Origin of the sequence: Legionella yabuuchiae (assembly GCF_900640115.1) — a bacterium.
Classification (GTDB): domain Bacteria; phylum Pseudomonadota; class Gammaproteobacteria; order Legionellales; family Legionellaceae; genus Legionella_A; species Legionella_A yabuuchiae.
The window spans coordinates 25,772-41,596 of sequence record NZ_CAAAIW010000013.1; the positions used below are offsets into that span (position 1 = coordinate 25,772).

The following is a 15,825-nucleotide window of genomic DNA, read 5'->3' on the forward strand; positions in this document are numbered from 1 at the left end:
GAATTAGTGTTTTGGTTTTTTGTCCGAAACGAAGGACTTGGTGACGAAATTATCAACACACAATTGCTTCATAATTCTAGCCGTGGCTCCCCAGACTAACTGGTGGTAGGCTAAGTATTGACAACTAATAATTTTTTTACCCGCTTTTTCAATCGATAAGTCTTGGTAATTCTCGATGGATGTAACCTCTTTCATGGGTAAACTGATTATATCAACCACCTCATGTTGATTCATCACATAAGGTTTTACGTTAGTAATTTTAGCCAGCCAAGGATATATAATTTTACCAATCAGCGTATATTCAGGCTTAAGCGCTTTGACTAGGCCAACTCTTGAAGCCTCAATCCCAAGCTCTTCATGAAGTTCTCGTAATGCAGTAGACCACAAGTCCTGGTCTTGTATATCTCTCTTTCCCCCAGGAAAACAAAACTCTCCTGGATGATGTCGTAATGATTCATTTCGTTTCGTCAAAATCAAAGAATCGGTTTCTAATTCGTGAAGTAAAATAACTGCGGATTCTCTAGTCATGTCAATTAAATCGTTATCTCATTTATAATCGCTTTGATTTTAGTATAGCATTCCTCATATTCCTCATGGACATTAGAGTCCATAACAATTCCCCCTCCCGCTCGTAAATACAATTTATTCTTCTGTGCTATTATTGTACGAATCGCGATATTCATATCAAATCGTCCATGATTTGAAAAATACCCAATATTTCCACAGTAAATGCCTCGAGCATAAGGCTCACGTTCGCGAATAATTCGCATCGCCTCAAGCTTAGGCGCCCCAGTGATTGAGCCCCCAGGAAAACACGCTTTAAACGCTTCAAGAGGATGGGTACCGGATTTAAGCTTCGCTTCGATATTACTTACCAAATGATGCACCTGAGCATAACTTTGAAGCTCACAAAGCGACTGAACACGTACTGTCCCCGGCAGTGCAATCTTGCCTAGATCGTTACGCAACAAATCGACAATCATAATATTTTCAGCACGATTTTTCTCACTGAGCTTTAATTGCAATTGATACCTCTCATCAAGCAAATGATCATCTGAACGAGGAGCGGAACCCTTAATTGGAGAAACGAATAGGTTTTGATTTTCTCCCAATAAAAATCGCTCTGGGGAAAAACTTAAAATATCAAACTCAGAGTGTCTTAAAAAGGCAGCGTAAGGGACTTTATTTTGCAAGGATACCTTTTCATAAATCAACCAGGGATCATCATTAAATTCGGCTAAAAAAGGGATTGTATAATTGACTTGATAAGCTCGCCCCCACCTTAATGCGTGATGAATTTTGCTAAAAGCGTTTAAATATGCGTCTTGGCTAATGGGTGAACTAAATGCTTTAGAAAGACGAACATCAGGCTCTTGGTTTATGGATGCCTTCCACTGCTGGATAATATCCGATATGATCGTTTTAGTATCCGTATGTTGATGAGCAGCAACAACCTCAGCTTTTTGCTGATGATGATCAACAATAATCGCCCAATCATAAAACTTTAAATCTATTAAGGGCAGGTTGTCTTCTAGCGTTTGGTTGTTGAAATTTAAGCCGGCTAAATACTCGCCAAAATCATATGAAATGTAACCAATGGCGCCGCCTTGAAATGGGTAGTCATAGCAGGAAGATTTAACTTTAAGCGTATCCTGAAACCCATCCCATAGCTGGGCAATATTAGAGCAGTTACGTTCGATAGTAAACTGATCATAAGGAAATGCCGTAAGAATGTCATATCGTCCTCGGGCTCGGTCTGTGCTTTGTAACAAGGCAAACCCTGGAAGTTTATTATATAAGTGATAATATTCCCATACTGATGTTGGGTATGGTAAAGAATATATACGCAATTCCATTAATCCGGTTTCGCTAAAGTAAGATAAGAACTAATAGGTCTTCTATGAACGATCTAGAGTCAAGGCTTAGATATAGCGACATAATTATTGTCTTTTTTTAATTCCTTCAGAACAATAGGCTCTGAATAGGTCGTTTGTTCTCCAGTATTTATCCGTTCCTCATGTTTTTTAACTTCGGAGATGAAGTCGGGTACATATTGCCCCATCCAATTAACAATCGGATCAAATTTTGCGTATAAACGCGATTGCTCACTATACTCTTGGTACGGAATTGCTGTAATTTTAACAATAAGCATAATTAAAGCCACGATAAATACACCACGAACGAAACCAAATCCCATTCCTAATAACCGATCCGTTCCACTTAAACCTGATCGGGTTAAGATAAAACTTAAAATAGCATTCACCAACCCACCGGCAATCAAAGTCGAAAGCAATACCGCAACAAAAGCAATTGCCAAACGAGCATTTTTATCATGAATATAAGGTTGTAGAAAAGAATCAAGTAAGTGTGAATAGCTATAGGCAAGCCATATCGCCAACACCCAGACAATGAGGGCAATAAGTTCCTTAACAAAACCTCGAAACAATCCCGTTACAACCGATAGTCCAACGACTGCAAAAATAATATAATCAAGCCAATGCCATGACATGGTTAACTGACTCCTGTTTTAATCACAAAGCCCTTTAAATGGATACTCTCAGCAAGCTTTTGTTGCAATGCTTTAGCCTCTTCTTTTTTATCCACTTGTCCTACGATTACTTTATAGAGTTCACGCTTGCTTGTTGAAGAGCGGCTATAAGTCGCTTTATAGCCTTTATGACGCAATTGTTGCACTAACGCTTTAGCGTTGCTTTCAACAGCAAATGAAGCAATTTGTACCGCATAACCAGTTGGCTGGTTTTTAATCGTATCAGGCTGCTTAGCAAGTTCTTGTTTCTTAGGCGTTATAGTCCTTTCCTGCGTTAATGTCATCTTTGTAGGCAAAGAAGATTTATTTTTTCTAATGGTGGCTTTAGCAACTTTCGGGGCTTGATGAGGTTGAAGTTGGGTGGTAGATTTTGGTTCAACGTGCGCTACCTCAGGATTACGGATAGGTTCTGCTTTTACAATTTGAGTTATTTTAGGCTCGGACTCAATTACTTCAGATAAATCTACCTTAGCCACTTTAACCGTTTGAAATAGTTCTTCTGAATTAGGCTTGGAAACAGAAGGTTGAGCAGGCTTTTGCGGCAGATGAACCGCAACATTCACAGTGGAGTTCAAGCCATCGCTCGACTTTTTCATAAACGCAGGTAAAAACAATGCAATAATGGATAAAATCACCACCACACCGACCAGTCGATGCTTACGGCTTTCATCTAGTGTAAATTTCATGACCAATTTCTCCCAATGATAGGGTAATCTCGCCTTTGACCAATGCTCAGTGGGTATTAATGATGGATAAAATAGCCCCGACGGTCAGAAACGAACCAAATACAACAATCAAATCCTTAGGTTTTGCTTGATTAAGCGCCGAATGGAAGGCATCCACTGGGTTTTCATAACAAAGCGTTGCCGACACAAGGCTCTGCTCAAATGCCAATGCCATATCGTTTCGGGTTGACGCTCGCTTAGAACTCAAAAGCGCTGGATACCAAAAATCTATTTCTTTAGCGACTGATTTTATTAAACCGCAAAGATCTTTATCTTTCAATGCTGCGAATACAGCATGAACCTTTTGTTTAGGCTTATATTGATGGATAAACGTTGCTAAAAGCTCTGCTGCCTGTGGATTATGGGCAACATCTAAAACAATGGCTGGATGTCTAGGAATTACAGTTAATCGCCCTGGTACATTTATTTTGCGCATAGCTTGATCAAAAATCATATCGGAAACTGGCAGCCTGTCATTCAAATGTATTGCTGCTATGACTGCTGCAACCGCACAATTTAAGTTGACCAAAGGTCTTGTAAGATTAATCATTTCACCTTGATAGGCTATTTGGAGTTCTTCTGAGTTAGAGTAATAGTTATAGGCTTTAGCGAGCTGATACACTGGGGCATTTAACGATTCAGCATAACGCAACACACTCAAAGGAAGAGCATTGTCAGCATAAATTACTGGCTTTTCGGGTCTGATAATACCCGCTTTCTCATATCCAATTTCTTCGATGGTGTTTCCAAGAGTCTCTTGATGGTCAAGGCCAACCGTTGTAATGATCGCCAAATCTGAATCTATAATGTTTGTAGCATCGAGTCGTCCTCCCATCCCAACCTCAAGAAGAATGACCTCTGCTGCATATCTTTTAAAGCACCACAAAGCCGCCAGTGTACTCATCTCAAAATAGGTAAGATGAGTCTCGCCTCGCCCACACTCAATGACTTGAAAAGCCTCACAAAGAGCCGCATCAGTGACCGGGTTTATATTTAGTCGAATGCGTTCGTTAAACTGAATAAGATGAGGAGAGGTATAGCTACCAACGCGATATCCAGCTTCATGATAGATTGCTTCCAAACTGGCGATCGTTGACCCCTTTCCATTCGTTCCTGCGACAGTAATAACTAGAGCCTCCGTTGTTGCAAGCCCCATTTTGTCAGCCACGTACCGGATTCGGTCTAGTCCAAGTTGCATTTCTTGCTGATGTCGATGTTCCAGCAAGAATAGCCATTCATTTAAAGATTCCGGAAGCTTTGATGTGCCTAACTTATCCACGACAAATCATCATTTGGTCAGCTTGGCCACGAGTTCAGCGATTGTATTACGCAATGCTTTCCGTTCAACAATCATATCAATATGACCGTGTTCTAGTAAAAACTCACTACGTTGGAAACCTTCCGGCAAGGTTTGACGCACGGTTTGTTCGATTACCCTAGGCCCTGCAAAACCAATTAACGCTTTTGGCTCAGCAATAATGATATCCCCTAAACTCGCAAAGCTTGCAGAAACCCCTCCCATGGTAGGATCCGTAAGTACAACAATAAACGGCAAACCAGTTTCTGCATACTTTGCTAAAGCAGCAGAAGTTTTAGCCATCTGCATCAATGAAAATAGGCCCTCTTGCATTCTTGCGCCACCACTAGCTGTAAAACACACGTATGCAGATTTTGAGCCCGAAGCTTCTTCCAACGCGATTACAAATTTTTCTCCAACGGTGGCCCCCATAGAACCACCCATGAAATCAAACTCAAATGCAGTGGCGACAATAGGCCGACTCATTAACGTTCCCTTCATGGCGATTAAGGCTTCTTTTTCACCGGTAGCTTTCTGAGCTTGGCTTATGCGATCTTTATATTTCTTAGAGTCACGGAATTTTAAACGGTCGATGGGCTCAAGGCTTGGCGCTATTTCCACCATACTGGCTTCATCAAAAAATTGTTCTAATCGTTCTCGAGCGGATAAGCGGTGATGATGGTTACATTTAGGACATACGCTTAAGTTTTTTACTAATTCTGTACGGTATAAAACTTCATTGCATCCCTTGCATTTCACCCATAGCCCTTCGGGAACCCCTTTTTTCTGAGAGGTTTCTGTCCTGATTCTAGAAGGCAATAGTTTCTTTAACCAACTCATAATTAATCCGAAATAAAATGATGGGGATTATTATACCCAAGTATCTTAGGTATTTAACCACTTATTAAGTTTTTTTTAAATACGCCGTTAACCTTGATAGAGTTATTAACGTTAACAACGTGTTGAGGTAGTTATGAAAATGTTCATTACCCTATGCACAATCATTGCCATTGTCTTGGCTAGTCCTTATGCGCTTGCTAAAGGGCGATTTGGGGAAACACTTTGTAATGAACCCGATTATTTTTGCATTAAAGTAAAACAAGGAGAAACTTGGGACAGTCTATTTCCAAACATGGAAGAACGAGACATCATACGTCGTATTAATCGAATGAACATTCGACTTCGTAAAGGAATGACGCTTGCGATTCCTAAAAATCTTGAGCGATTGACCATCTACGATGTCTCCCCTTTTCCAAGATATATTGAAACTAATGGCGAAAAAGCCATTTACGTCAGCCAGAAAAAGCTGGCTTGGGGCGCCTATGATGAAACCGGCGAATTGGTTTGGTGGGGTCCATTATCATCTGGTTCTGGAAAGTGCTCTCAACGTGATAGTTATTGTAAAACGCCATCAGGCTCATTTCGCATTATTCGCAAACAAGATATAGACTGTGTATCGACTGCCTTTCCACGTCGTGCGAATGGTGAAAATGGTGGCGCAGAAATGCCCTATTGCATGCATTTTTTTAGAGGTTTTGCCCTCCATGGCAGTGACACTGTTCCTGGCTATCGCGCCAGTCATGGCTGTGTCCGTATTTTTATTGAAGATGCGCGATGGTTGAATGAAGAATTCATTGACCTTCCGGGGTATGGCATGAAAGGAACCCGCGTTATCGTTGATTCTTCAGAGAGCTAAAAAGAACATTAATTTTCGATTAATTAAAGAAACAGTGAAATTGCTCCTGGCCAATGTGTTTTACCATTGGCTTTGCTTTTTCTAAATCTTTAGCAAAAAAACGATCTTCTGACCAAAATGGAACTTCTTTTCGGACTAAACTAATCCATTGCTCAAGGGTATCGGACGTTTTCAGAGGTCTGCGCAAGTCAATCCCTTGGCAAGCAGCAAGCAACTCAACAGCTAAAATACCGGATACATTTTCGATAATTTCTTTTAAGCGATATGCCGCATACGTTGCCATACTAACATGATCTTCTTGATTCGCTGAAGTAGGAATGCTATCGACGCTAGCTGGATGCGCTAATGACTTGTTTGCGCTTGCGAGCGCCGCGGCGGTTACCTGACCAATCATAAACCCAGAATTTAATCCTGGATTTTGAGTTAAAAACGCTGGTAATCCACCATTAAAATTTGGATCAATTAATAGAGCGATTCGGCGCTCTGCAATAGCCCCCACTTCAGATAATGCTATTGCTAATATATCTGCCCCTTGCGCAACTGGTTCTGCATGAAAATTTCCACCAGAATATATTTGATCGATCTCAGTAAAAATTAACGGATTATCGGTAGCCGCGTTCGCTTCTCTAGTTAAAATCGTTTCTACAAAACGCATGTTGTCAAGACTCGCACCAACCACTTGCGGTTGGCAGCGTAGGCAATAAGGGTCTTGCACGCGATCGCAATTCATGTGCGACTGCCTGATGTCGCTTCCCTTTAAATAATTGAGCAAAACTCTTGCAACCTGTATTTGACCTTCCTGTCCTCTGGCTGCATGAATTTCAGGATAAAACGCCGTATCACAGCCAAGTGCCGCATCCACTGAAAGTGCACTAATTGCAACACTGGCAGCTAGAAGAACTTGAGCTTCCAGTAAATAATAATATGCGATCGCCGTTGACACTTGGGTGCCATTAATGAGCGCCAATCCTTCCTTTGGAGCCAGCTCAAATGGTTCTTGTGAAATAAGCTTCAAGGCTTCACATCCAGAAATTATTTTTCCTTGATATCGAGCTGTACCCTCTCCAACCAAGGGCAACGATAGGTGCGCTAATGGCGCTAGATCGCCAGAAGCTCCAACAGAACCTTTAGCTGGGATACAAGGATAAATACCCGCGTTATAAAACTTGACTAACGTTTCAATAATGATTGCTCGCACGCCTGAAAAACCGCGAGCTAAGCTATTAATTTTGAGCAATAAAATCAATTTTACGATCTCATCCGGAAGTAACTCACCCATCCCCGCGGCATGGGATAAGAGAATCCGACGCTGAAGCGTTGTCAAATCTTCTAAAGAGATTGATGTATTCGCTAATAAGCCAAACCCAGTATTGATGCCGTATACGGTGCGATCTTGCTGGATAATATGTTTAACAAATTGTTCGGATTTGGCTACTTTCTCCCAGCATCCCGAGTCAAGAGAAATTGGAGAAACATTGCTAATTAGTGCACGAATTTGATTGGACGTGATCTTACCAGGAACAATGGGCATGGCATTCATTAGGGTTTTCATTAAGGTCTTGAGTTATCGCATTGTATCAAGCGAAATGATAAATACAAATTGTTACTATAAAAATGAGCTCTGTACATGAAAAAATCTGTCATGTACAAGAAAATATGAGTTTAAACAAGTGCTTATTCAAAGAATAGTCGTTTCGATCCTATAGAACCCCTAGATAAGAAAAAAAATATTTTATTAGGCAACGTATATGGACTCATCCGTTTTCGCAATTGTAGCCAATTAGGATCTTGCCATTAACCTTTTAGGGAAGCATTGGATACATCCCCTTCTTCATCCTCCGACTCATCGTCGACTCTATCTGATACCCCATCTTCTGCGATATCCGTTTCAACATCAGAATCCCCTTCAGCATCAGAATCCCCTTCAGATTCAGACTCAACCTCGTCAGTAGGACTGCTAACTTCCGATAACGAAGAATTCGATTCAATAGGGGTTACAGAAGAAGCATAATCAGTCTCTCTCAAATGTTCATCAGAATGCTTCTTAAGGATTATTGCAGCATTGTCAGCAGGTATTAATGACTGAGATACCTCAGAAATTAGCGCTTCATCGTTACGTGTGGCTTGTTCAAACTCCAGCTCAGCTTGTTTAAGAAGTAGCTTTTCTTTATTGTGTGCGGCAGCCAATACGCTAACAGCCGCAATGGCCGTTGCTACTGACGCCACAGCTAAAAGTACGACCCCAACGATTGGTATTGCTAGAACTGGAACAAAAATAACTGCTAAACTGGTAAATGCCAGTAATAAACCTGTGAACGATAATCCTGTCCCTAATCTAGAAAAAAAACGTTTCTCCTGACGCTCTTTATTTTGTTGGTGTTGATGTTCTGCTATCAAAGAGGTTACAGAAAAATCCTTCATTTCTTGTTCAAGGGCTTGCAATTTACTCTTTCTTTCTTCACTCAGGGTACGCTCGCCAAGTTCCGGATACTTCGATTCCATATACAACTCAGCGGTAGCTTTACTAAAATCAACTGTACCATAACCGAGAATAGCGGCTCCTATCACTATTCCTGGCACCAGAAGCCAAGGAAATGCGATGGCCAATACAGATGCCGCTACAATTAAGCCAACCCCAGCACTCATCCAACCAGCATCTAAAAATAATCTTCTCTTATTATTGGCCTTGTTCAAGTAAGTGTTCCGTGTTTCAGATAATTCTTTTAGATACTCTCTCACTTTTCCGATTGGATCTTGCCCATCATCAAAAGAAGCAGGCTCTGTTGAACTATCTCTAAGTGAAATAAGTTTTGTAATGAACTCATTAAAACGTTGCAGTGCTAGTTGAAAGGTTTCCTGATTATTTGTATTGAGCAAAGCTTTTAAATTATCATCGATCATAGCAATAAGCTTTGGATAAGTAGGGGCGTTTGAATCAAATCCAAGACTTTGAAGATACCTTATTAATTCTTTACGAATATAAAAAGCGCATTCTAACTCATGCATCAACACATCTTGATTGAATCCTTGAATGTCTTGTTTAAGTTGATCTGCCATTTTGAATGAAACCTTCTTTTTATCAGGGTTTGAGATTCCGGTTTTAGAGTTCAGAATAGAGACTGCAACAAATATTTTTTTAAATTCTGTATCCTGAATATCTCTTTGTATTGGACTTTAGCAATTTTGGTCAGAGATCTATGCATAATATGGCCTATGAGAAAGATTCCCGCTTTTTTGGGAATGATAATCAAAAACGGCTAAAATCCTAGCCTACAAAAATTATAGTAAATGTTTACATTAATTTGTTATTGCAAAACAGAAAATGCTCCACCTATTCCATGCTTCGCTAAAGTTACCTTTAATGCATCGGAATGCTTTTTATCAGTAAATGGACCAGCTTTAACGATATAGTACTGGTTATACTGTTCGATAAATAAACGGGACGGGGTAAGTTTTGCAATCGAAGCGAGTAACTTTTTAGCTTGTTCAGGCTTTGTAAACGCGCCTGCTTGCAGAAAATAATGAAGTTCTTGTTGGGGTGTATTTTTAGGCGTTAATGCCACCACCTCAACTTGTGCGGTTCCTTTAGGCAGCAAGCCTAACTTAAGAGCCGCTCCATAGGATAAGTCTATGATGCGACCTTCATGAAAGGGACCTCGATCGTTTACTTTTACAATGGCTTCACGGTGATTTTCTAAGTTAGTCACTTTGACATAAGTAGGCAAGGGTAAGGTTTTATGGGCCGCTGTCATACTGTATAAATCATAGGGCTCACCGCTTGAAGTTCGCTTGCTATGAAATTTAGTACCATACCAAGAAGCTAATCCACGAGCACGGTATCCTGAAGCTGTGCGCATAACCTCATAAACCTTTCCGTTAACTCGATATTCACCAGGATTGCCATATCGGCTCGTAATTTCTGGTACTGGAGTCACTGATTTAAACCTTTTTGGATGCGGTCCGTTAGGTGCGCCATCTTGTTCTGTAGGCGTAATCTCGTAACGGTTCTTCTTGGAATATTGTTGATCTTTTTTATGCTCAGGGGTTATTGAGTGCTTATGATCGACATTCTTGGACTGACAACTGGCTAGGAAACTCAGTATTAATAAAAAAATTAAGCGCATGATCCTTCTCAACAAATCAAGTTTAAGTTAACCTAGCTTTACTTTGAAAGTACGTAGGCTTTTCAGGAGTAAACTCCAAAAAAGCTGAATTTATCCGAGTTCAAGAAAAAAATATAGCGTTTCTTAGATAAGTTGCAAAGAGGAATGTGCAGTTTAAGATCATTGCCACAAACTTGGCTTGCAGCGAAAATGAGCTGGCGCACAAGTACCGCCTATGCGGTTGAAAATCGCTGTGAACACATTTCCTCGTTGGTCGCGCAACTTCAACTGTGATAGTATAATTTCATTTTTTTAATATTTAATACCAGGTGACAAAATGGACCGTTTATCAAAAGCATTGACTACACCACTGCTGTTCTTACTTCTCATGTTTAATTTAAGTCTGACGATTGCCAACCCAGCAGATAACATCAATGTTTTTAAAAATCCTGGGACGGATAATACGCCCCTGATTACTCCTGCCCCACCAACATTAAACGCAAAAGCTTATATATTAATTGATGCAAATAGCGGAAAAATTCTTGCTGAAAAAAACAGCGATGAAAAATTACCACCTGCCAGCTTAACTAAAATGATGACTCTATATGTCATTTCAAATGCTTTGAAATCTGGGCAAATCAAACTAGAGGATAACGTCCGAATTAGTGAAAAAGCTTGGAAAACAGGCGGCTCCAGAATGTTTGTGAAAGAGGGACAACAGGTTAGTATTGAAGACTTGGTAAAAGGAATTATCGTCGATTCTGGTAATGATGCCTGTGTAGCCATGGCTGAACATTTAGGTGGTAGTGAGCAAGGCTTTACTGAGATCATGAATCAGCAAGCTCAAATGATTGGGATGAAAAACAGTCATTTTACAGATAGTACGGGATTGCCGGATCAAAATCTTTACACTACAGCTAAGGATTTAGCGATTTTAGGACGTGCTCTAGTTTCTGACTTCCCTCAATATTACCATTGGTATAAGCAAAAATGGTTTACATATAATGGCATTAGACAACCAAACCGTAACCGTCTTTTATGGCGTGATAATCAAGTTGATGGAATTAAAACTGGGCATACTAGCGATGCTGGATATTGTTTAGTCGCCTCAGCAAAACAAGATAATATGCGTTTAATCTCTGTTGTTCTAGGTTCCCCCAATGAAACCGCTCGCGCAGATGATAGTGAACGCCTTCTGAATTATGGGTTTCGTTTTTTTGAAACCCATCAATTATATAAAGGGGGTACCTCTATTACCGAACTCCCATTATATAAAGGAAAATCTAATCAATTAACTGTAGGTATTCTTGAAGATCAATTTGTTACTATCCCGGGCGGCCAATATAAACGGTTAAGCATCAGCACCAAAGTGCCGAAGCATTTAGTGGCACCGATCAACAAAGGCGACCAGGTCGGTGAATTGATCATCAAGTTTGATGAAAATATTCTTACAACCCGATCTTTATATGCCCTTGAAGATGCTCCTAAGGGCGGCTTATATACCAGAATGAAGGATAGTGTGAGGCTTACCTTTAAAAACTGGTTTGGATCTTAGGCGCATCGTGCTATCAGCATGGAAAAAATAGTCTACATTGCTGGTAAGTTTGTACCCTCCTCTGAAGCAAAAGTCTCGGTTTTTGACCGAGGCTTTTTGTTTGGCGATGGCATTTATGAAGTTATCCCAGTTTATCAAGGCCGCCTTTGTTTTTTTGATCGACACATGCAGCGCTTAGCCTCAAGCTTGGCAAGTGCTCGTATAACTGAACCCCAATGTGACTGGCGTACTATTTTTGATCAGTTAATTGACCAGAACGGCTCGGGGAATATGCAAATTTATCTACAGATTACCCGAGGTTGGCAAGAAAATCGTAATCATGACTTATCTCATGATCTCACACCAACGGTTGTGGCTTTTACCTTGAATATGCCCTACTTTACAACCACTCAAAAAAGACAAGGATTAAATGCGCGGTTAGTCGAAGATATACGATGGAAGCGATGCGACATCAAAGCCACCTCCTTGCTTGCGAATGTTTTGCTTAATGATGAAGCCGTTTCAGCTGGAGCAGACACTGCATTATTAATACGGAATGGATATTTAACGGAAGGAAGTTCTAGCAATGTTTTTATTGTTGATGCCGATGGCGTGATTCGAACGCCTCCAACAGATGGGTTATGTTTGCCTGGGATTACAAGACAGCTTACGATAGAATTGGTAAACTCGTTAAACTGGACCTTTCAAGAAAATAAAATTAATAAGGATGACATATTTGCAGCAAAGGAAGTTTGGATCACCAGCACGACAAAAGAAATTTTCCCAGTCGCTAAAATTAACGACAAAACAACCGGTGATATACGCAAATGGCAATATTGGGAAACCATTAATAACCGTTATCAGCAACTTATAAAGAACGAACAATGACTGATCAAAAGCCAATAATTGAGTTTCCTTGTGACTTCCCTATTAAAATTTTTGGGGTAAATGAGAAAGCATTTATTGCAGACATCAAAAATATTGCACTAAAACATTATTCAGACTTAAAAGATGAAGCGTTTCAAACCCAAATTAGCGCTCAAGGAACTTATGTTTCCATTACAATAACTGTCCGCGCCCAAAATCAGCGATCTCTAGATGCGTTGTACTTGGAATTAAGCAACCATCCTGATGTAAAAATGGTGTTATAAATGATACATATCCGTCATTTTTCAGTTCAACCTTATGAGCCGATTTGGAACAAGATGAAACAATTCACCCAAACTCGGGATGAACATACCGTTGATGAATTGTGGTTGCTTGAGCATCTACCTGTCTATACTCAGGGACAAGCAGGAAAACCAGAACATCTTTTAAATCCTCAACATATCCCAGTTATAAAGAGCGATCGTGGTGGACAAATTACCTATCACGGTCCCGGTCAGCTCGTTGGTTATGTATTAATGGACTTGCGACGTCGAAATATGGGAATCCGCACATTAGTTTGCCGGTTAGAAGAAGTTCTTATTACATTGCTGGACAATCTTAAGATTAACGCTCAAACTAAATGTGGCGCGCCAGGAGTTTATGTGGATGATAAGAAAATCGCCTCAATTGGACTCCGTGTAAAAAATGGTTGTACCTATCATGGGATCGCACTGAATGTTGCCATGGATTTAGGCCCATTTAAAGGAATTAACCCATGCGGTTTTGAAAAAATGGAAATGGTGCAAATAAAAGATTTTATTCCTAATGTGGAATTGGAAGCTGTTAAGCAACAATTTGCCCACTATTTTTTAACTTCTTTTGAACAGGAACCATGACTTTATTTTCGGATTATTTACAACCGTTAACGGTTTGGATCTACGCCAATCCTCATTGGGCTCTGTTCTTTACGTTCTTAATCTCCTTCACAGAGTCGTTAGCCATTATCGGTAGTATTATTCCCGGCTCTGTGACGATGACAGCGATTGGCATCTTAGCAGGCTCTGGGGTCATGAGGATTGATCTCACCCTTTTTGCTGCGATACTAGGAGCAGTCGCTGGAGATAGCGCAAGTTATCTTCTAGGCTCTAAGTTTAAACATCGCCTTCCGAATATGTGGCCATTTAGTCGTTACCCAAACTGGCTCCGATATGGCAGAGAGTATTTCGCCAAACATGGTGGTAAAAGTGTCTTAATTGGCCGATTTATTGGTCCTTTACGTTCGGTTATTCCTCTTATTGCAGGCATGATGCATATGAATCGCTGGCATTTTTTATTAGCCAATGTTGCTTCAGCAATTGGCTGGTCGATTGTTTATGTAATGCCTGGAGTACTTATTGGTGCAGCCAGCAGCGAGCTTTCCGCTGAAAACGCTAGTCGTCTTTTTATCTTGATTTTAGTGTTTCTTGTTTTTACTTGGTTATTAAGCGTTGGAATTAAATGGATTTTAGTGCGTATCCACTTTTTCTTAAAAGATAAGCTTCATCGGTTTTGGATTACTCTCAGTCAAAAGCCTAAAATTGGGATTTATATCCGCCAATTGACTCCGGATGATGAAGAGAATCATTCCCGCACCGTTATTCTTTTAATTATTTTCCTGTTATGTCTTTTCTTTTCGATCGCTTTAACCGCGTTGGTCACTCAAAGCGAATGGATTTCGTTAATCAATAAGCCGATTCAATATTTTTTCCATTCATTACAAACGCAACATTTTGATGCGTTTTTTATACTTATTTCATTATTTATTCATCCGTTATCATTATCCGCACTAGTGTTATCAATTACGATTTATACCATTTATCACCGTGATTTGAGAACCTTGACTTATTGGTTAAGCCTAACTGTACTTACTGCAATGGTGGTTTATGCCCTGAATCACTTTATTCATGTGCCACAAGCAGCCATTATTACCAAACACAAGATCAAACAGGTTTACCCTTCCACAAACATCACCTTTGCTACAGCCTTATTTGGGTTTTTGATACTCTACATTAGCACGCAATATCGCACCGTGATTACCTTAACCATCCGAATCACTTTAGTTTCGATCTTATTTATAGCCGGCATCGGCGCAATTTATTTAGCGGATAATTGGATCTCTGGGGTATTGGGCGCTTATAGTATCGGTTTTGCTATATGCCTTGGGCATTGGATTTTATATAGAAGAAAGCATTATCAAATAGCTCGCTCCCATCTTCCCATTGTATTTTCCTGCCTAGCTTTGCTGTTTGGGACAGCTGTTTCATATGGCATTTATTTTAACCATATGCTACAAGAACACCGGCCCTATCATAAGCAATATGTACTCACTAAACATGCCTGGTGGAATCAGACGAATATTATATTGCCCATCTACACCACCAACCGAATTGGACAAAAAACAGGTTTATTTAATATTCAATTTGCGGGAAATATTCGCTCATTAGAAGAACAGCTGTCTCAAGCTGGCTGGAAAAAACAAACCACTTCGTTCTTTTTTTCATTGTTGGAAAAAGCAAGTGGATTAAGTAACAATGAAGAAATACCATTAATGGCACAGTTGTATCAAAATCTAAAACCAGCCCTGGTTATGACCTACAAGCTAAATGAAAACCACCCTATTTTAATTTTAAGGCTTTGGCGATCTAACTTTCATTTAAAAAACTATTCATCACCAATTTGGCTAGGAAGTATTCATCAACATCTCGAGAAGAGAGAGACGCAAAGCGTAATCGACGGCGCTCAATTATTTACATGGATCACTCAGCCCTTATCACAATTTAAGTTTAAAATGATTCATTTAAATAATGTCGACAGTAAACAATTGCCCCTTTCCGTTACACCAGTTATATTATTAGTTATAGAGCCGCAGGATTAGCTTTTTACAAGAACAGTGAGGCGTAATAAAGCTTAGGGAACGCCCTAGTAACAGCACTAATGCTATCCTAACTCTAAACTGCGAGGTAATATAGCATCCGTGCTCAGAGAAGATAGATATACATTAGTATCTCCGGGTAGG

Annotated in this window: 15 protein-coding genes; 6 read left to right on the forward strand and 9 right to left on the reverse strand. The window is 40.1% G+C overall.

From position 1 onward, the window contains the following. Window positions 1-3 precede the first annotated feature (3 nt). The 6 genes from E1O47_RS06455 to accD are packed head-to-tail and all read right to left on the reverse strand — an operon-like array spanning window position 4 to window position 5,410. The gene (locus tag E1O47_RS06455; RefSeq protein ID WP_133130446.1) at window positions 4-528 is read right to left on the reverse strand and encodes an NUDIX hydrolase; all 525 of its coding nucleotides are present in this window, start codon (window positions 526-528) and stop codon (window positions 4-6) included. Window positions 529-533: 5 nt separating this feature from the next. Next, the gene (gene pabB / locus E1O47_RS06460) at window positions 534-1,856 is read right to left on the reverse strand and encodes an aminodeoxychorismate synthase component I (RefSeq protein WP_133130447.1); all 1,323 of its coding nucleotides are present in this window, start codon (window positions 1,854-1,856) and stop codon (window positions 534-536) included. A gap of 59 nt (window positions 1,857-1,915) precedes the next feature. Beyond that, window positions 1,916-2,509 carry a CvpA family protein gene (locus E1O47_RS06465; RefSeq protein WP_133130448.1) on the reverse strand — a complete coding sequence of 198 codons (594 nt, stop codon included), beginning with the start codon at window positions 2,507-2,509 and terminating at the stop codon, window positions 1,916-1,918. Between the two features lie 2 nt (window positions 2,510-2,511). After that, window positions 2,512-3,234 (reverse strand): SPOR domain-containing protein, encoded by a 723-nt coding sequence (locus tag E1O47_RS06470; protein WP_133130449.1) that lies wholly within the window; start codon window positions 3,232-3,234, stop codon window positions 2,512-2,514. A 46-nt stretch (window positions 3,235-3,280) separates the two neighbouring features. Beyond that, window positions 3,281-4,552: a bifunctional tetrahydrofolate synthase/dihydrofolate synthase gene (gene folC, locus E1O47_RS06475; protein WP_133130450.1), complete on the reverse strand. Its 1,272-nt coding sequence runs from the start codon at window positions 4,550-4,552 to the stop codon at window positions 3,281-3,283. 9 nt (window positions 4,553-4,561) lie between these two features. After that, window positions 4,562-5,410, reverse strand: coding sequence for an acetyl-CoA carboxylase, carboxyltransferase subunit beta (gene accD / locus E1O47_RS06480; RefSeq protein ID WP_133130451.1), 849 nt, complete (start codon window positions 5,408-5,410; stop codon window positions 4,562-4,564). Window positions 5,411-5,549: 139 nt separating this feature from the next. Between accD and E1O47_RS06485 the strand changes: the two genes are divergently transcribed. Continuing rightward, the gene (locus E1O47_RS06485) at window positions 5,550-6,266 is read left to right on the forward strand and encodes a L,D-transpeptidase (protein ID WP_341272534.1); all 717 of its coding nucleotides are present in this window, start codon (window positions 5,550-5,552) and stop codon (window positions 6,264-6,266) included. A gap of 19 nt (window positions 6,267-6,285) precedes the next feature. On the opposite strand, the gene hutH is transcribed toward E1O47_RS06485, so the two are convergent. The 3 genes from hutH to E1O47_RS06500 all read right to left on the reverse strand — a co-directional run bounded on the left by hutH (window position 6,286) and on the right by E1O47_RS06500 (window position 10,390). After that, window positions 6,286-7,818, reverse strand: a complete 1,533-nt coding sequence (hutH, locus tag E1O47_RS06490; protein WP_165475052.1) for a histidine ammonia-lyase — start codon at window positions 7,816-7,818, stop codon at window positions 6,286-6,288. A gap of 242 nt (window positions 7,819-8,060) precedes the next feature. After that, a complete protein-coding gene (locus tag E1O47_RS06495) occupies window positions 8,061-9,323 on the reverse strand; it encodes a hypothetical protein (protein WP_133130453.1) in 1,263 nt (420 codons plus the stop codon). A 248-nt stretch (window positions 9,324-9,571) separates the two neighbouring features. After that, window positions 9,572-10,390: a septal ring lytic transglycosylase RlpA family protein gene (locus E1O47_RS06500; RefSeq protein ID WP_133130454.1), complete on the reverse strand. Its 819-nt coding sequence runs from the start codon at window positions 10,388-10,390 to the stop codon at window positions 9,572-9,574. 316 nt (window positions 10,391-10,706) lie between these two features. Between E1O47_RS06500 and E1O47_RS06505 the strand changes: the two genes are divergently transcribed. Genes E1O47_RS06505 through E1O47_RS06525 form a run of 5 tightly spaced genes read left to right on the forward strand, consistent with a single transcriptional unit; the run spans window position 10,707 to window position 15,684 of the window. Then, the gene (locus tag E1O47_RS06505) at window positions 10,707-11,924 is read left to right on the forward strand and encodes a D-alanyl-D-alanine carboxypeptidase family protein (RefSeq protein ID WP_133130455.1); all 1,218 of its coding nucleotides are present in this window, start codon (window positions 10,707-10,709) and stop codon (window positions 11,922-11,924) included. An 18-nt stretch (window positions 11,925-11,942) separates the two neighbouring features. Continuing rightward, the gene (locus tag E1O47_RS06510; protein WP_133130456.1) at window positions 11,943-12,791 is read left to right on the forward strand and encodes an aminotransferase class IV; all 849 of its coding nucleotides are present in this window, start codon (window positions 11,943-11,945) and stop codon (window positions 12,789-12,791) included. After that, on the forward strand, window positions 12,788-13,054 hold the full coding sequence (locus E1O47_RS06515; protein WP_133130457.1) for an HP0495 family protein: 267 nt from the start codon (window positions 12,788-12,790) through the stop codon (window positions 13,052-13,054). Before E1O47_RS06510 ends, E1O47_RS06515 begins: the two co-directional genes overlap by 4 nt. A 3-nt stretch (window positions 13,055-13,057) precedes the next feature. Further along, entirely contained in the window at window positions 13,058-13,666 is a 609-nt protein-coding gene (gene lipB, locus E1O47_RS06520) for a lipoyl(octanoyl) transferase LipB (RefSeq protein ID WP_423202760.1), read from the forward strand. Continuing rightward, window positions 13,663-15,684, forward strand: coding sequence for a VTT domain-containing protein (locus tag E1O47_RS06525; RefSeq protein WP_133130459.1), 2,022 nt, complete (start codon window positions 13,663-13,665; stop codon window positions 15,682-15,684). The genes lipB and E1O47_RS06525 overlap by 4 nt, the downstream gene beginning before the upstream one ends. Window positions 15,685-15,825 lie beyond the last annotated feature (141 nt).